The organism is Methylobacterium sp. E-045 (assembly GCF_022829685.1).
Classification (GTDB): domain Bacteria; phylum Pseudomonadota; class Alphaproteobacteria; order Rhizobiales; family Beijerinckiaceae; genus Methylobacterium.
Window position 1 is genome coordinate 391,836 of the sequence record NZ_JAKSYE010000125.1, and the last position, 14,055, is coordinate 405,890.

General features: G+C 67.9%; 13 protein-coding genes. 3 read left to right on the plus strand and 10 right to left on the minus strand.

What is annotated here, in order from left to right; translation table 11 throughout:
- Positions 1 to 23 precede the first annotated feature (23 nt).
- Complete coding sequence (locus MKK51_RS25170; protein ID WP_243982145.1) at positions 24 to 347, plus strand: YnfA family protein; 324 nt, start codon at positions 24 to 26, stop codon at positions 345 to 347.
- Between the two features lie 9 nt (positions 348 to 356).
- Here MKK51_RS25170 and MKK51_RS25175 read toward each other — a convergent pair whose 3' ends face one another.
- From MKK51_RS25175 to tesB, 5 genes are all read right to left on the minus strand, one after another.
- Positions 357 to 3,119, minus strand: a complete 2,763-nt coding sequence (locus MKK51_RS25175; RefSeq protein ID WP_243982147.1) for a DNA translocase FtsK — start codon at positions 3,117 to 3,119, stop codon at positions 357 to 359.
- A 214-nt stretch (positions 3,120 to 3,333) separates the two neighbouring features.
- Positions 3,334 to 4,290: a TorF family putative porin gene (locus tag MKK51_RS25180; RefSeq protein ID WP_243982149.1), complete on the minus strand. Its 957-nt coding sequence runs from the start codon at positions 4,288 to 4,290 to the stop codon at positions 3,334 to 3,336.
- A gap of 307 nt (positions 4,291 to 4,597) precedes the next feature.
- Positions 4,598 to 6,103 carry an ammonium transporter gene (locus tag MKK51_RS25185; RefSeq protein WP_243982151.1) on the minus strand — a complete coding sequence of 502 codons (1,506 nt, stop codon included), beginning with the start codon at positions 6,101 to 6,103 and terminating at the stop codon, positions 4,598 to 4,600.
- An 88-nt stretch (positions 6,104 to 6,191) separates the two neighbouring features.
- A complete protein-coding gene (locus MKK51_RS25190; RefSeq protein WP_243982290.1) occupies positions 6,192 to 6,530 on the minus strand; it encodes a P-II family nitrogen regulator in 339 nt (112 codons plus the stop codon).
- A gap of 283 nt (positions 6,531 to 6,813) precedes the next feature.
- The gene (gene tesB / locus MKK51_RS25195) at positions 6,814 to 7,683 is read right to left on the minus strand and encodes an acyl-CoA thioesterase II (RefSeq protein ID WP_243982153.1); all 870 of its coding nucleotides are present in this window, start codon (positions 7,681 to 7,683) and stop codon (positions 6,814 to 6,816) included.
- A gap of 321 nt (positions 7,684 to 8,004) precedes the next feature.
- Here tesB and MKK51_RS25200 point away from each other — a divergent pair, with 321 nt between their 5' ends.
- Positions 8,005 to 9,291 (plus strand): FAD-dependent monooxygenase, encoded by a 1,287-nt coding sequence (locus tag MKK51_RS25200; RefSeq protein ID WP_243982155.1) that lies wholly within the window; start codon positions 8,005 to 8,007, stop codon positions 9,289 to 9,291.
- Between the two features lie 13 nt (positions 9,292 to 9,304).
- On the opposite strand, the gene ppa is transcribed toward MKK51_RS25200, so the two are convergent.
- The 3 genes from ppa to MKK51_RS25215 form a co-directional block, all read right to left on the minus strand.
- On the minus strand, positions 9,305 to 9,841 hold the full coding sequence (gene ppa / locus MKK51_RS25205; protein ID WP_018044679.1) for an inorganic diphosphatase: 537 nt from the start codon (positions 9,839 to 9,841) through the stop codon (positions 9,305 to 9,307).
- A 484-nt stretch (positions 9,842 to 10,325) separates the two neighbouring features.
- Positions 10,326 to 10,667 carry a hypothetical protein gene (locus MKK51_RS25210; RefSeq protein WP_243982292.1) on the minus strand — a complete coding sequence of 114 codons (342 nt, stop codon included), beginning with the start codon at positions 10,665 to 10,667 and terminating at the stop codon, positions 10,326 to 10,328.
- Between the two features lie 125 nt (positions 10,668 to 10,792).
- Complete coding sequence (locus MKK51_RS25215; RefSeq protein ID WP_243982157.1) at positions 10,793 to 11,299, minus strand: GNAT family N-acetyltransferase; 507 nt, start codon at positions 11,297 to 11,299, stop codon at positions 10,793 to 10,795.
- A 206-nt stretch (positions 11,300 to 11,505) separates the two neighbouring features.
- On the opposite strand from MKK51_RS25215, the gene MKK51_RS25220 reads away from it, so the two are divergent.
- Positions 11,506 to 12,231, plus strand: a complete 726-nt coding sequence (locus tag MKK51_RS25220) for a fused DSP-PTPase phosphatase/NAD kinase-like protein (protein WP_243982159.1) — start codon at positions 11,506 to 11,508, stop codon at positions 12,229 to 12,231.
- A 46-nt stretch (positions 12,232 to 12,277) separates the two neighbouring features.
- On the opposite strand, the gene MKK51_RS25225 is transcribed toward MKK51_RS25220, so the two are convergent.
- Positions 12,278 to 13,150, minus strand: coding sequence for a prephenate dehydratase (locus tag MKK51_RS25225; protein WP_243982168.1), 873 nt, complete (start codon positions 13,148 to 13,150; stop codon positions 12,278 to 12,280).
- A gap of 19 nt (positions 13,151 to 13,169) precedes the next feature.
- On the minus strand, positions 13,170 to 13,913 hold the full coding sequence (locus MKK51_RS25230; RefSeq protein WP_243982169.1) for a 3-deoxy-manno-octulosonate cytidylyltransferase: 744 nt from the start codon (positions 13,911 to 13,913) through the stop codon (positions 13,170 to 13,172).
- Positions 13,914 to 14,055 lie beyond the last annotated feature (142 nt).

The window sequence follows — 14,055 nt, forward strand, 5'->3', positions numbered from 1 at the left end:
CCCCTTCGTGATGGAGCGAATTTTTGATCACCGCCCTCGTCTATGCCGGTGCCGCGCTGGCCGAAATCGCCGGGTGCTTCGCCTTCTGGGCGTGGCTTCGGCTCGGCCGCTCGGCCTGGTGGGCGCTGCCGGGCGTGGCGTCCCTCGTCCTCTTCGCCGTGCTGCTCACCAGGGTGGAGAGCGACGCGGCGGGGCGGGCCTTCGCGGCTTATGGCGGCGTCTACATCGCCGCCTCGATCCTCTGGCTCTGGCTCGCCGAGGGCCAGAGGCCGGACCGGTGGGATATGACCGGAGCCGCGATCTGCCTCGTCGGCACCGGGATCATCCTGATGGGTCCGCGCGCCTGACGGGGCGCGTCACATCTCGTGCGGATCGGGCTCCACCAGGATCTCGCGCTTGCCCGCGTGGTTGGCCGACCCAACGATCCCCTCAACCTCCATGCGCTCCATGAGCGAGGCGGCACGGTTGTAGCCGATCTGCAGGCGGCGCTGGATGTAGCTGGTGGAGGCCTTCTTGTCCCGCATGACCACCTGCACCGCCTGGGCGTAGAGGTCGCCGCCGCTCTCGCCGAAGCTGCCCTGGTCGAAGACCGCGCCGTCGACCTCGATCTCGTCGATCGAGCCCCTGGCCGATTTCCCGCCGCCCTTCCCCCCCTTGTCGTCGTCCTCGGCATCGTCGGCGGTGACGGCTTCGAGATAGGAGGGCCGGCCCTGGCGCTTCAGATGGGCGACCACGCTTTCGACTTCCGAATCCGAGCAGAACGGACCGTGGACGCGGGTGGTACGGCCGCCGCCGGCCATGAATAGCATGTCGCCCTGGCCCAGCAGCTGCTCGGCGCCCATCTCGCCCAAGATCGTCCGGCTGTCGATCTTCGAGGTGACCTGGAAGCTGATCCGGGTCGGGAAGTTCGCCTTGATCGTGCCGGTGATGACGTCCACCGAGGGACGCTGCGTCGCCATGATCAGGTGGATGCCGGCGGCACGCGCCATCTGCGCCAGGCGCTGGATCGCCCCTTCGATGTCCTTGCCCGCCACCATCATCAGGTCGGCCATCTCGTCGACCACGATCACGATGTAGGGGAGCGGATTGAGATCCATCTCCTCGGTCTCGTAGACCGCTTCGCCGGTCTCGCGGTCGAATCCGGTCTGGACCGTTCGGGTCAGGATCTCGCCGCGTCCACGAGCCTCGGCGAGGCGCGCGTTGAACCCGTCGATGTTGCGCACACCGACCTTCGACATCTTCTTGTAGCGCTCCTCCATCTCGCGCACCGCCCATTTGAGGGCGATGACCGCCTTCTTCGGGTCGGTGACGACGGGGGAGAGCAGGTGCGGGATGCCGTCATAGACGGAGAGTTCCAGCATCTTCGGGTCGACCATGATCAGGCGGCACTCTTCCGGCTTCATCCGGTAGAGCAGCGACAGGATCATCGTGTTGATGGCCACCGATTTGCCCGAGCCCGTGGTGCCCGCCACCAGCAGGTGGGGCATCTTGGCGAGATCGGCGATGATCGGCTCGCCGCCGATGTTCTTACCTAAGCACAAGGCGAGGCTCTGCTTCGTCTCGGCGAAATCCGCCGAGGCGAGGAGCTCGCGCAGATACACGGTCTCGCGCCTGGCATTCGGCAATTCGATGCCGATGGCGTTGCGGCCGGGGACCACCGCCACGCGGGCCGAGACCGCCGACATGGAGCGGGCGATGTCGTCCGACAGGGAGATCACCCGGCTCGACTTGGTGCCGGGGGCCGGCTCCAGCTCGTAAAGTGTCACCACCGGGCCGGGGCGGACGGCGAGGATGTCGCCGCGCACGCCGAAATCGCTGAGCGTCGCCTCGAGCAGGGTCGCATTCTGCTCCAGGGCTTCCGTCGAGACCTGGCTCGCAGGAGACAGGCCCGGCGCCTCGCCGAGGAGTTCGAGGGGGGGATGGGCATAGCTCTCCGCGCCATAGGCCGGCGCGGGCGATGCGCGCCGGAGCGGTGCCGGAGCCGGGGACGGTGCCACCGGGGCCACGCGGGAGCGCGGGGTCGGCTCCGCCGCCACCGGTTCGGCGGGCGCGTAGAACTCCTCGCCGCCGTCGTCCGGCTCGTCGTCGTGCAGGATCGGCTCAGGGAGGGGGCGGCGTGCGACCGGCCGCGGCTCTGCCACGAGTTGCGGCTCGAAGACCGGCTCGCGACGGGCCGAGGCGGGATCCGCCCCACCCTGCCGCGGTGCCGCCTGACCGGCACCGCCTCTCGGCGAGGTTCCGGTGTCCTGCGGCGCATGGGTCGACCATGGCGCGTCGTCTCCGTCGGAGAATGCGCGACGCGCGGCGAGCGCCGGCGAGGCACCGGCATAGGCGAGATCGGTGGCCGCCGCCGCCCGGTCGGCACGCCACTCGGCGATCCGTCTGGCGATGGCGGTCCGGCCGCCCATCAGAAGATGCGCCAGGGTGCCAAGGGAGACGATGCCGAGGCTCGGCTCGTCCTCCTCGTAACGGCCGTCGTGCCGGGCGGAGGGTTGCGGCCGCTGGTGCGACGCGGAGGACGCGGGCTGATCGTAGGAGTCCTCCTCCGGCTCGGCTCCGGCGCGGCAGGCACCGGTGAGGCAGAGGATCGCCACCGCAGCGAAGGCGAAACCGACGAGGGCCGTGGCCGGGGACGCGATGGCGCCGACGATGAGCCGCGCGGTATGGATGAGGGCATCGCCGGCGACCCCGCCGAGCCCGGTGGGCAAGGGCCAGCGGGCGGTGGGGGGAAGTGCGCTCGCCACCGCGCTCGCGGCGAAGAAGCCGATGATCCAGAGGGTGAGCCGCAGGCCGCCCCGGGGCAGCTCCCGCGACCGCATGAGCTGGACTCCCCAGAAGGCCGGCGGCAGGGCGAAGGCCAGGGAGCCGAGACCGAGGAGCTGCATCGCCAGATCGGACACCACCGCGCCGCCGGTGCCGAGCACGTTGTGTGCGGCACGATCGGTGGCGTGGTTGATGCTCGGATCGTCGATGGACCAGGTCGCCAGGGCGACCGTAAGCGCGGTCGCGCCCGCGAACAGGATGAGACCGCCCATCTCCGTCATTCGCTTCGCCAGGAACGGCCTGAAGCTGTCGACGAAGGTGTCGTAAGGCGATGCGGAACGGCGGAGCGAGCGCATACGGGACCAGACGCAGGGAGAAACGATCCGGTAACGCTATGTCGACCGAGTTAACGGCTGTTTAAGGCTTAGAGATCGTTAGCACGGCCCGCACAGATGTCCGTGAATCCGGCCGCGTGTACGGCCCGCCCGGCCGATTCTCATCCGCACCGCCGACGAAAAAAAGGCCCCGGATCACTCCGGGGCCTTCGTCGTCCATCGCTGAGCTTGGCGCTTAGCGGAAGAGGTTCAGGAGTCCGCCCGGCTCGGCATAGATGCCCGGAGCCGCCGTGGAGGTCTGGAAGGTGATCGAGCCGATGACGGCATCGCCGCACCACTTGGAGGTCCCGCCGTTGTTGAAGCCGCGGTAGTCGCCGGTGAAGTTGAAGCAGTCGGTCTTGCTCAGGTCGGTGTTGTGGTAGCGGACATCGAGGACGATGTTCTTGTAGGTGTAGGACAGGCCGACGTTTCCGTAGAGGTAGCTCGGGAGGTTGAAGGCGATCTGCCCGGTGGCCGAGGTCTTCGCGGCGGTCAGGAAGTAGTAGCCGAGCTCGGACGAGATCGAGAAGCCGCCGGCATAGGCCTCCGGCAGGAACGAGAACCAGTTCGCCGGCAGGGTGTAGGCGGCGGTGCCCGAGGTGTAGGTGCCGTTGGCGTGCTGGCCGAGGAAGTTCGGCGAGTAGAACACGTTGAGGCCGAGGGTCAGCGAATCCGTCGCGGTCCAGGTGCCCTTGGCGGCATATTCCATGAAGTCGGTGTTGGCGGTGGTCAGGAACGCGCCGCCCGGTCCCAGCAGGCGCTTCTCATTGGGGTAGAAGTAGTAGAGCACGCCGAGATCGAGGGCGAACTTGTCGAAGGTCGGACGGATACCGGCGGCGAGATCGAACTCCATATCCGGCTGCGTGGGCAGGCGGGTCTGGTAGGTGGCGAGGCCGGTATAGGCGAAGCCGCCGAAATACTGGGCCTCGAAGAAGGACTGGTAGCTGCCCTGGCGGTTCGACTGCGACACACCGCGGAAGTTGTAGTCCGTCTGGTAGCGCGAGCCGAACGAGAAGCCGATCAGCGGATCGGCGACCTTCGCCTCCGCCGGCATGACCTTCGGGGCGGCGAGGTCGGCGGCGTTGACGCTGCCAACGCTCAGGAAAGCGGCGAGGGAAGCGGCAGTCCCCAGTGCGGTCAGCTTCAGTGTCATTTGAGTTCAGCCCCAGTTATTCTGTGATGTGGAAGTTGCCCAATCCCGCCGGTCATCGCAAAACTAACTTTGATGCAACTGCCTAGTAAATAGGCAAATTTGACCTGTTCCACGACTTGCCGTGGGGATGTTGTTTTTGCATCACATTCTTGCCGCACTCCGGCGGGCCGGGGCCGTCCGAGAGGCGGATGCCTAAAGTCCAGCGCTGCCGGAGATGGTCGGCGACCCCTGTGGCGGCCATGAAAAAGGCCCCGGTCGCCTGGCGACCGGGGCCTCGTGGTGATGCGGATCTCGCGATCCGGCGAGCTCAGTAGTTGTAAGCGCGCTCGCCGTGGTCGGCGATGTCGAGGCCTTCGCGCTCTTCGTCCTGGGTCACGCGCAGACCGATGGTGAGGTCGACGAGCTTGTACAGGATGGCGGAGCCGATGCCGGACCACAGGAGGGTGAAGCCTACGGCCTTGCCCTGAGCGAGGAGCTGCGCCGCCATGTCGTAGGCGCCGACGGCGAGTTCACCGGGCTTGCTGGTGTAGTCGGGGATGCCGACGCCGCCGAGGTCCGGGCTCACCAGGATGCCGGTGGCCAGGGCACCGAGGATGCCGCCGATGCAGTGGACGCCGAAGACGTCGAGGGAATCGTCGTAGCCGAGGGCGTTCTTCACCGTGGAGCACATGATGAAGCAGGCGGCACCGGCGACGAGGCCGAGGACGATCGAGCCCATCGGACCGGCAAAGCCGGCGGCGGGCGTGACGGCGACGAGGCCGGCGATGGCGCCCGACAGCATGCCCAGGAGCGAGGGCTTGCCCTTGAGCATCCACTCCACGAACAGCCAGGAGACGGCGGCGGCGGCGGTGGCGACGAAGGTGTTGATCATGGCCAGAGCCGCGGAGCCGTTGGCTTCGAGGTTCGACCCGGCGTTGAAGCCGAACCAGCCGACCCAGAGGAGCGAGGCGCCGATGGTGGTCATGGTCAGCGAGTGCGGGGCGAGCAGGTCACGGCCGTAGCCGATCCGCTTGCCGAGCATCAGGCAGCCGACGAAGCCCGCGATGCCCGCATTGATGTGCACGACGGTGCCGCCGGCGAAGTCGAGGGCGCCCCACTTGAAGATCATGCCGGCATCGGCGTTGACCGCGTCGAGAGCGGCCTGCGCCGTCGCCTTGGAGGCGTCGTCCGTGGCTGCGGCCAGGGCCTTGGCGGCGTTGCCGACGAGGTCGGGACCACCCCAGTACCAGACCATGTGCGCCATCGGGAAGTAGATCAGCGTGACCCACAGCACCGAGAACACGAGCAGGGCGGAGAACTTCATCCGCTCGGCGAAGGCGCCGACGATGAGGCCGGGCGTGATCATCGCGAACGTCATCTGGAAGCAGATGTAGACGTATTCGGGAATGACGACGCCGTTGGAGAAGGTCGCCACGGTGGTGGACGGATCGACGCCCTTCAGGAAGATCTTGGAGAAGCCGCCGACGAAGTCGTTGAGACCGCCGCCGTTGGTGAAGGCCATGCTGTAGCCGTAGGCGACCCACAGAAGGCAGACGATGGACGCGATGGCGAAGACCTGCGTCAGCACCGAGAGCATGTTCTTAGTGCGCACGAGGCCACCGTAGAACAGCGCCAGGCCGGGCACGGTCATCAGCAGCACGAGGACGGCCGAGACCATCATCCAGGCGGTATCGCCCTTGTTGGGGACGGGCGCGGCAGCGGCCGGCGCCGCAACGACTTCTGGGGTCGGCGACTGTGCGAGGGATGGCTCGACGAACAGGAGGGCCAGCGCGGCGCCTCCCATCCCGAGCGCAAGGGCATTGCGAAGTTTCATGGAAACGGAACTCCCGGTCGCGGTGCGGTGGTGACGTGAAGGAAGGAAGAGGCAGCGGGCCGAAGCGTCGTCCGGCCGTGGCGATGGCTCAGAGCGCGTCGACGTCGGTCTCGCCGGTGCGGATGCGGACGGCCTTCTCGAGGGGCACGACGAAGATCTTCCCGTCGCCGATCTGGCCGGTGCGGGCGGCGGCGGCGATGGCGTCGATCACGCTGCTGGTGAGTTCGGACGCGACGGCGACCTCGATCTTCAGCTTCGGAAGGAAGCTCACGGCGTATTCGGCGCCGCGGTAGATTTCGGTATGGCCCTTCTGGCGGCCATAACCCTTGACCTCGGTCACCGTGAGGCCGTGGACGCCGATTCCGGTCAGCGCATCCCTGACCTCCTCGAGCTTGAACGGCTTGATGATAGCCATCACGATCTTCATGGGCGGCGCCCCCTTTTGTTCTGGATGCCCCCGGTCACCGGCGCGATCTGCGTCGCGGCCCGGCAATCCGGCCTTTCGCACCAGCCGGAATGGCCAAGCGATCGGCGCCCATCATTCAAGGACTATGCCAAAGGGAACTTTTCGTCATTCCGCCTTCTGCACACAAAGTGATCGATCGCTGACGCGTGATCGTGCGATATTTTCGCGGAGATCGCCTAAAGAATAATCATTCAGACGATATCGTGAGCAGAATGGCAGCCCGTAAAGCAAAGCTTGCCGTGTTTCAGGAGCTGTCCCCGGTCGGACGGATCAGACCCTCCTGGGCGACGGAGGCCACGAGCTCCCCCTCCCTGGTGAAGATCGATCCCCTGGCGAATCCGCGTGCGCCGGAGGCAATGGGGCTCTCCTGCGCATAGAGCAGCCATTCGTCGGCGCGGAAGGGACGGTGAAACCAGAGGGCGTGATCGAGGCTCGCGGATTGGATCGCGGGATCGAACACCGTCCGGCCGTGGGGGATCAGCGTCGCGTCGAGGAGCATCAGGTCGGAGGCATAGGCAAGGACCGCGCGGTGGACGGCCGGGTCGTCGGGCAGGCGTGCCCCGGCCCGGAGCCAGACGTGGAAGCGGGGCTCTCGCGGATCGCGGGACATGTAGCGCTGAACCTCCACCGGCCTCAGCGCGATCGGTGTGGCGCGACCGAGATAGGCACGCATCGTCGCCGGAATCGACGGCCCCGCCTGCGCGGCCAGGGCGGGGGCGTCGAGCAGCGCCTCGGGCCCCGGCACGTCCGGCATGGCGGCCTGATGGACGAGCCCGTCCTCGTCGGTGTGGAAGGAGGCCGACAGGGTGAAGATCGCGCGGTTGTGCTGATGGGCGACGACCCGCCGCGTGGCGAAGCTGCGCCCGTCGCGGATGCGTTCCACCGCGTAGTCGATCGGCGCGGCCGGGTCTCCGGCGAGGATGAAATAGGCATGGAGGGAATGCGGCGGCCGGCTCGCCCCCACCGTGCGCGATGCGGCGACGAGGGCCTGTCCCAGCACCTGGCCGCCGAAGACCCGGAACCAGCCGGTCTCGATGCTCTGCCCCCGGAACAGATCCTCGTCGAGGCGCGCGAGGTCGAGGCAGGCGAGAAGTTCGTCGACGGATCCGGTCATGCGAGCCTTTCACCGGGCTGAGGACATCGATGCGACCGCGCATCGCGGCTTTACCGCAGCGGGAATCGCCACAGCGCGCACGGAATGCAAGACTCACACTGAAGGAAACAACTCACACTGAAGGCAAGACTCGCACTGAAGGAAAGACTCACCCTCGACGGAAGGCCCGCCCCGCATGAAGGGCGCAGTCGTCCAAAACGACGGTGCGGACCTCGCGGCGACGCATCATGCTTCGCTCTCGCGCGTTGCCTCCGGCGCGGCGGGGTGCCACTCCACATCCGACGTTACGCAGGCTGCGGGAATGGCGACGAGGTGCAGGGCATGAGCGGCAAAGGCCTGGATGGATCCATGCAAGGTGGCGCGCCCCGCACGGTGGCCATTGCCGGCGGCGGTATTCCCGGCCTCAGCCTGGCGCTGGCCCTGCGCCAGGCCCACGGCGATGCCCTGGACGTCACCGTCTTCGATCCGGGGCTCGACCGTGCGGCGCTCCGGCATCGCGGGCGCGCCTTCGCCGTGGCGGCGGGCGGACGGCGCATGCTGACGCGGTTGGGAATCTGGGCCGACGTCGCCCACGCGGCGGAACCGATCCTCGACATGGCGATCAGCGACAGCCGGCTGGCGGATCCGGTCCGGCCGGTCTTCCTGACCTTCGGCCAGGACGGCACGGGCGAAACGCCTCCGGTCGGTGAGCCCTTCGCCCATATGGTCGAGGCCGAGTTCCTCGTCGACGGCCTGCTGGCGGCATCGCGAGCCGTCGGGGTCGCCTTCGAGCCGGTCGGCATCCGCCAAGCGCAGGCGAACGGCCGGATCATCGCCCTCGGGTTGGCCGACGGGCGCGAGACGGAGGCGACCCTGCTGGTCGCCGCGGACGGAGCGCGGTCGAGGCTGCGCGAGGCGGCCGGGATCGGTTGGGTCGGCCGATCCTATCCGCAGATGGGCATCGTCGCCACGATCGGGCATGAGCGCCCCCATGGCGGCCGGGCCTTCGAGCATTTCCTGCCCAGCGGCCCCTTCGCGATCCTGCCGCTGGTCGATGGCGGCGTGCTCGGCCACCGTTCCTCCATCGTGTGGACGGAGCGGGACGCGGATGTGGAGGCGCTGATCGGCGGAAGCCGGGAGGAGACCCTCCACGAGATCGAACGGCGTTTCGGCCTCAATCTCGGCCGCCTCGTGATCGAGGACGGGCCGAGCGCCCATCCGCTCTCCCTCGGCATGGCACGCAGCTTCCGGGGCGAGCGACTCGCGCTCCTCGGCGATGCCGCACACGTCATTCACCCGATCGCCGGCCAGGGGCTGAATCTCGGCCTCGCCGATGCCGCCTCCCTGGCGGAGGAGATCACGGAGGCCCTGCGCCTCGGCCTCGATCCGGGGGCGAAGGATGTGCTGCAGCGCTACGAGCGCAGCCGCCGCTTCGATACCTTCGCCATGGCGGCGGCCACGGACGGGCTGAACCGCCTGTTCTCCAACGACATCCTGCCGGTCCGCCTCATGCGCGACCTGGGGCTCGGCCTCGTCGACCGGATGCCCGGCCTGAAGTCGCTGTTCATCGGCGAGGCCTCGGCCTCGCGGGGGGCCTCGCCCCGGCTGATGCGGGGCGAGGCGTTGTGACGAGGTCCGGGGCTCAGGCCTTCTCGGCCTTGGCGCGTTCGATCCCCTCGTTGATGAGGCGCTGGGCTTCCGCCTTGTCGCCCCAGCGCTTGATCTTCACCCACTTGCCGGGCTCCAGATCCTTGTAATGCTCGAAGAAGTGCTGGATCTGCTGGATCGTGATGTCCGGCAGGTCGGTGTAGTTCTCTATCCGGTCGTAGCGCATCGTCAGGTGGCGCGAGGGCACGGCGATGATCTTCTCGTCCTCGCCAGCATTGTCCTCCATCACGAGGACGCCCACCGGGCGGACGCTGATGACCGCGCCGGGCGCGATGGCGCGCGTATTCGCTACGAGAACGTCGCAGGGATCGCCGTCACCCGAGAGCGTGTGGGGGATGAAACCGTAGTTCCCCGGGTAATGCATCGCGGTATAGAGAAACCGATCGACCACGAGGGCACCGGATTCCTTGTCCATCTCGTACTTGATCGGATCGCCGCCGATTGGCACCTCGATGATGACGTTGACGTCGTCCGGCGGGTTCTTCCCGATCGAGATGGAATCGATGATCATGTGGTCCTCACTCGAGCCTGCAGCAATCCAAGGCGCTGTTTCGGCGTCTCTTAAATCCCTTCCGCGGTAAAGGAAATCGACCCTCGCCCGATGCAGGGGGCTTTTGCGGCTTATCGTAACCGTCGCAGGCTTTTTCGGCCGGGAAAGCCCCGCCCGTTTCAACCGGGGTCGGCGGCATTCACATCGTTCGCGGGCTGTGCGGTCCTGCCTTCCTCCCCCTTGCGGGGAGGATTTGGAGGTGGGCGGGTGACCCTGATGCTCCGGAGGCTGGGGGAGCCCCCCGCACTCCTGAACTCTCCCCAAAAGTTCGAGAGGGACGCACTCTGCGCGAAAGAGGAGGGGTACGAATCCCGTCGCCCAACGATGGGGAGTCCCCGTGAACCTCACGCCCGCCCGTAGATGAACGCGATCACCACGTCCGACCCGTTGGGCCCCCCGTCGAAGCTGTGGCCGTACAGGAGCGGTCAGGGGCCGGCGCGGCGGATCAGGACTTTGTCTCGCCCGAGCCGAACCAGCGCCGCCAGACCCCCTCGATCCAGCGGGCCGAGCGTTCGAGGGGGACCTTGAGGGCCGGGATGTCCTGGCTGAGGAGCGCGAGCCCCACGGGCAGCATCCAGAGCCCGAGCACCGGCAGGATCGAGAAGATGCCGCCGAGGATGAACAGGATCGCCGCAGCGATCCTCACCCAGCGGCGGGAGGGTTCGCGCAGCCACTCGATGGCGCGCCGCAACCGGTCGGGCAGTTTTTCGGTGAGGTGGGTGACGCGGTCGTCCCAATCCTGCGCCGTGCATTCCCGGCGTAACGGATCCTGTTGGTGGGCAATCATCATGATCCTTGATCCGGCGCGGGGGCCTCGCGACGCGTTCCCGACATCGGGGAACGGCGGTGTCCGGGCGCGGGATCAACGTACCGCCCCGCCTCCGGGGTTCCCCGAAGGCGGGATCGCGGGGGCTACTCGAAGCGGTAGGCCACCTTGGAGAGGACGGCGCCGGCCATGCGGTCGACGGCCTCGGCCACCTGCACGCCGCCGAGACCGGCGTAGAAGCCGCAGGCGCGCTCGTTACCTGCCAGGGTCCAGACCCCAACCCGCGTCAGTCCATGGTCGGCGAGGTCGTTGCGGATCGCGCGGAACAGGCGTCGGCCGAGACCCAGGCCCTGATAGGCCGGCAGGATGTAGAGTTCGTCCACCTCCCCCGAGGCCTTGAAGGCGCTGCCCCTCGCCTGCCCGTAGATGGCGTATCCGACGACCTCGTCGCCGATCTCGACCACCACCAGGGGGCGATTGCGCTGGGCCGCGCCGAGCCACCATTGCGAGGGGCGCTGGGAGATCATCCGTTCCAGCGAGACGCCGGGAATGATGCCGCGATAGGCCTCCCGCCAGGTTTCGTCGAAGACGTCGCTCAACCGATCGGCGTCTCGCGGACGGGCGCGGCGGATGCTGGTGGTGCTCGTCTTCATGACTGTCCCTACGCTTGGTGGAAACGGGAACGATCGCGCATCGAAATCCACGATACGGGCATGATGAAGGCAAGCCGGATGCCGAGTTCCGGAAAACGCGATTCGTCGGGCGCGGGTGGCGCGATTCGGAGACATCCGTTTGCCCGACGCTGCCACGACTGTTAGAGCCGCCGCACGCTCCTCTCGACAGGTTGCTTCCGGCCCCCGTGTTCAACAGATTCATCAAGCCCGAGATCCGGTATGCCCGGCGCATGGCGCGGATCGCCCGCTTCGAGCAGCCGATCGCCGGCCGGGGCGCGCGCATGCGGGCCTGGGCGAACATGCTGCTCGTGGATCACGGCGTGTTCCGGCTGGCCTATCTCAACCGGCACAAGATCGGCACCGGCAAGGTCTGGCGCTCGGCCCAACCGACGCCGCACCAGCTCGCCTGGTTCCGGCGGCAGGGCGTGCGGACGGTGATCTCCCTGCGCGGCGGCCGCGAGCACGGCTCCTGGCCGCTCCAGCGCGAGGCCTGCGCGCAGCAGGGGCTCGATCTCGTGGAGTTCGTGCTGCGCTCGCGCGAGGCGCCGTCGAAGGAGACGATCCTCGGCGCGAAGGCGTTCTTCGAACGCGTCCAGTATCCCGCCGTGATGCATTGTAAGTCAGGCGCCGACCGGGCCGGTCTCGGTGCCGCCCTGTTCCTCATCCTGCACGAAGGCGTGCCGGTCTCGGAGGCGATGGGTCAGCTCTCGGCGCGGTACGGCCATTTCCGCTTCGCCAAGACCGGAATCCTCGACGCGTTCTTCGATCTCTACCTGCGCGAGGGCGAAGCGAAGGGACTGGGTTTCCTGACCTGGGTCGAGACGGTCTACGACCCCGAGGCCCTGAAGCGCGAGTTCAGGCCGGGCTTCTGGTCCGATCTCGTGGTCGACCGGGTCATCAAGCGGGAATAGGCGATGCTCGGCGCGTCCCTCCCGTGTGGGGAGGAGGGATGTCTTGCTACTCCGCCGCCATCCGCGTGGTCTCGCGGAACGGATGGGCCGGGTAGATGCCGATGATGCGCAGTTCGCGCGAGAAATAGGCGAGTTCGTCCAGGGCACGGGCGAGGCCCGGATCCTCCGGATGGCCGTCCACCTCGGCATAGAACTGCGTCGCCGAGAACTGGCCCTCGACCATGTAGCTCTCGAGCTTCGACATGTTGACGCCGTTGGTGGCGAACCCCCCCAGCGCCTTGTAGAGCGCCGCCGGGATGTTGCGCACGCGGAAGATGAAGCTCGTCACCGTCGGTCCGGCATTGGGCGGCACCTCCACCGCCTCCGGCGAGAACACTACGAAGCGCGTGGTGTTGTGGCTCTCGTCCTCCACGTCGCGGGCGAGGATGTCGAGCCCGTAGACGCCCGCCGCCATGGCCGGGGCCAGGGCGCCGCGGCTCGGATCGCCGGCTTCGGCGATTTCGCGCGCCGCGCCCGCGGTGTCGCCGGCCACGATGGCCTTCAGCCCGAGCCGCCGGATGATCTTGCGGCACTGGCCGAGCGCGTGGACGTGGCTGTGCACGGTCCGGATCGCCTCGATCGGCGTACCGGGAAGCGCCATCAGCTGAAAATGGATCGGCAGGAAGTGCTCGGCCACGATGTGGAGGTTGGAACTCGGAATCAGATGGTGGATGTCGGCCACACGCCCGGCGATGGAATTCTCGATGGGGATCATCGCCAGGGCGGCGCGGCCGTCGTTCACCGCCGCGAAGGCCTCCTCGAACGAGGCGCAGGGCAGCGGCGTCCAGTCGGGATAGGCCTGGGCGCAGATGATGTGCGAATTCGCGCCCGGCTCGCCCTGGTAGGAGATCGTGGTGCGGGATTCGGTCGTATCGGACATGGGGGGATGACTCGGTTCGTCAGTTGAGGCGCCGGGCCAGGAGCACGGCCCGCGCCCGTTCGAGATCGGCGGGGGTGTCGACGCCGAGCGGCAGGTCGTCGACGATGATGGCGTCGATGCGCATGCCCGCCTCCAGCGCCCGCAGCTGCTCCAGCTTCTCGCGGGTTTCGAGTTCGCCGGGGGGCATGGCCATGAACCGGGTGAGCGCCCGGCGGCGATAGGCGTAGAGGCCGATATGGTGGAACAGCGGCCCCTCCCCCCAGGGCGCCTGCGCCCGCGTGAAGTAGAGGGCGCGCAGGCGGTTCGGCCCCACATGGTGGCCGACGAGCTTCACCACGTTGGGATCGTGCCGCTCCTCGTCGCGGGTGATGAGGGCGCAGAGGGTGGCGATGTCCACGGCCCTGTCCGCCAGCGGCGTGATCGAAGCGCCGATGATCGCCGGGTTGATCGTCGGCAGGTCGCCCTGCACGTTGACCACCACGTCGTGGTTGCCCTGCGGATCGATGATGTCCAGGGCCTCGGCCAGCCGGTCCGAGCCGGAGGGATGATCGGCCCGGGTGAGGGTCGCGAGGCCGCCGACCCGCTCGATCGCCTCGACGATCTCGACGGCATCCGTGGCCACCACCACCGGCCCGATCCCGGCCTCCACGGCGCGGCGCCAGACATGGACGATCATCGGCTCGCCGGCGATGTCGGCCATCGGCTTGTTCGGCAGCCGGGTGGCGGCCATGCGGGCGGGGATGAGAACGAGGGGATCCGACATCGACCGGCGTATCTCTGCAGCGAGCCGGGGGAGTAGCAGGGGCCGTCCGCCTTGTCATCGGCACGCGGTCGCAGGTGCCAAGGAATGACATCCGGCGCTCTGCGACTACACGGCCGCCCTCTCCGCCATTGTCAAGGTCGGC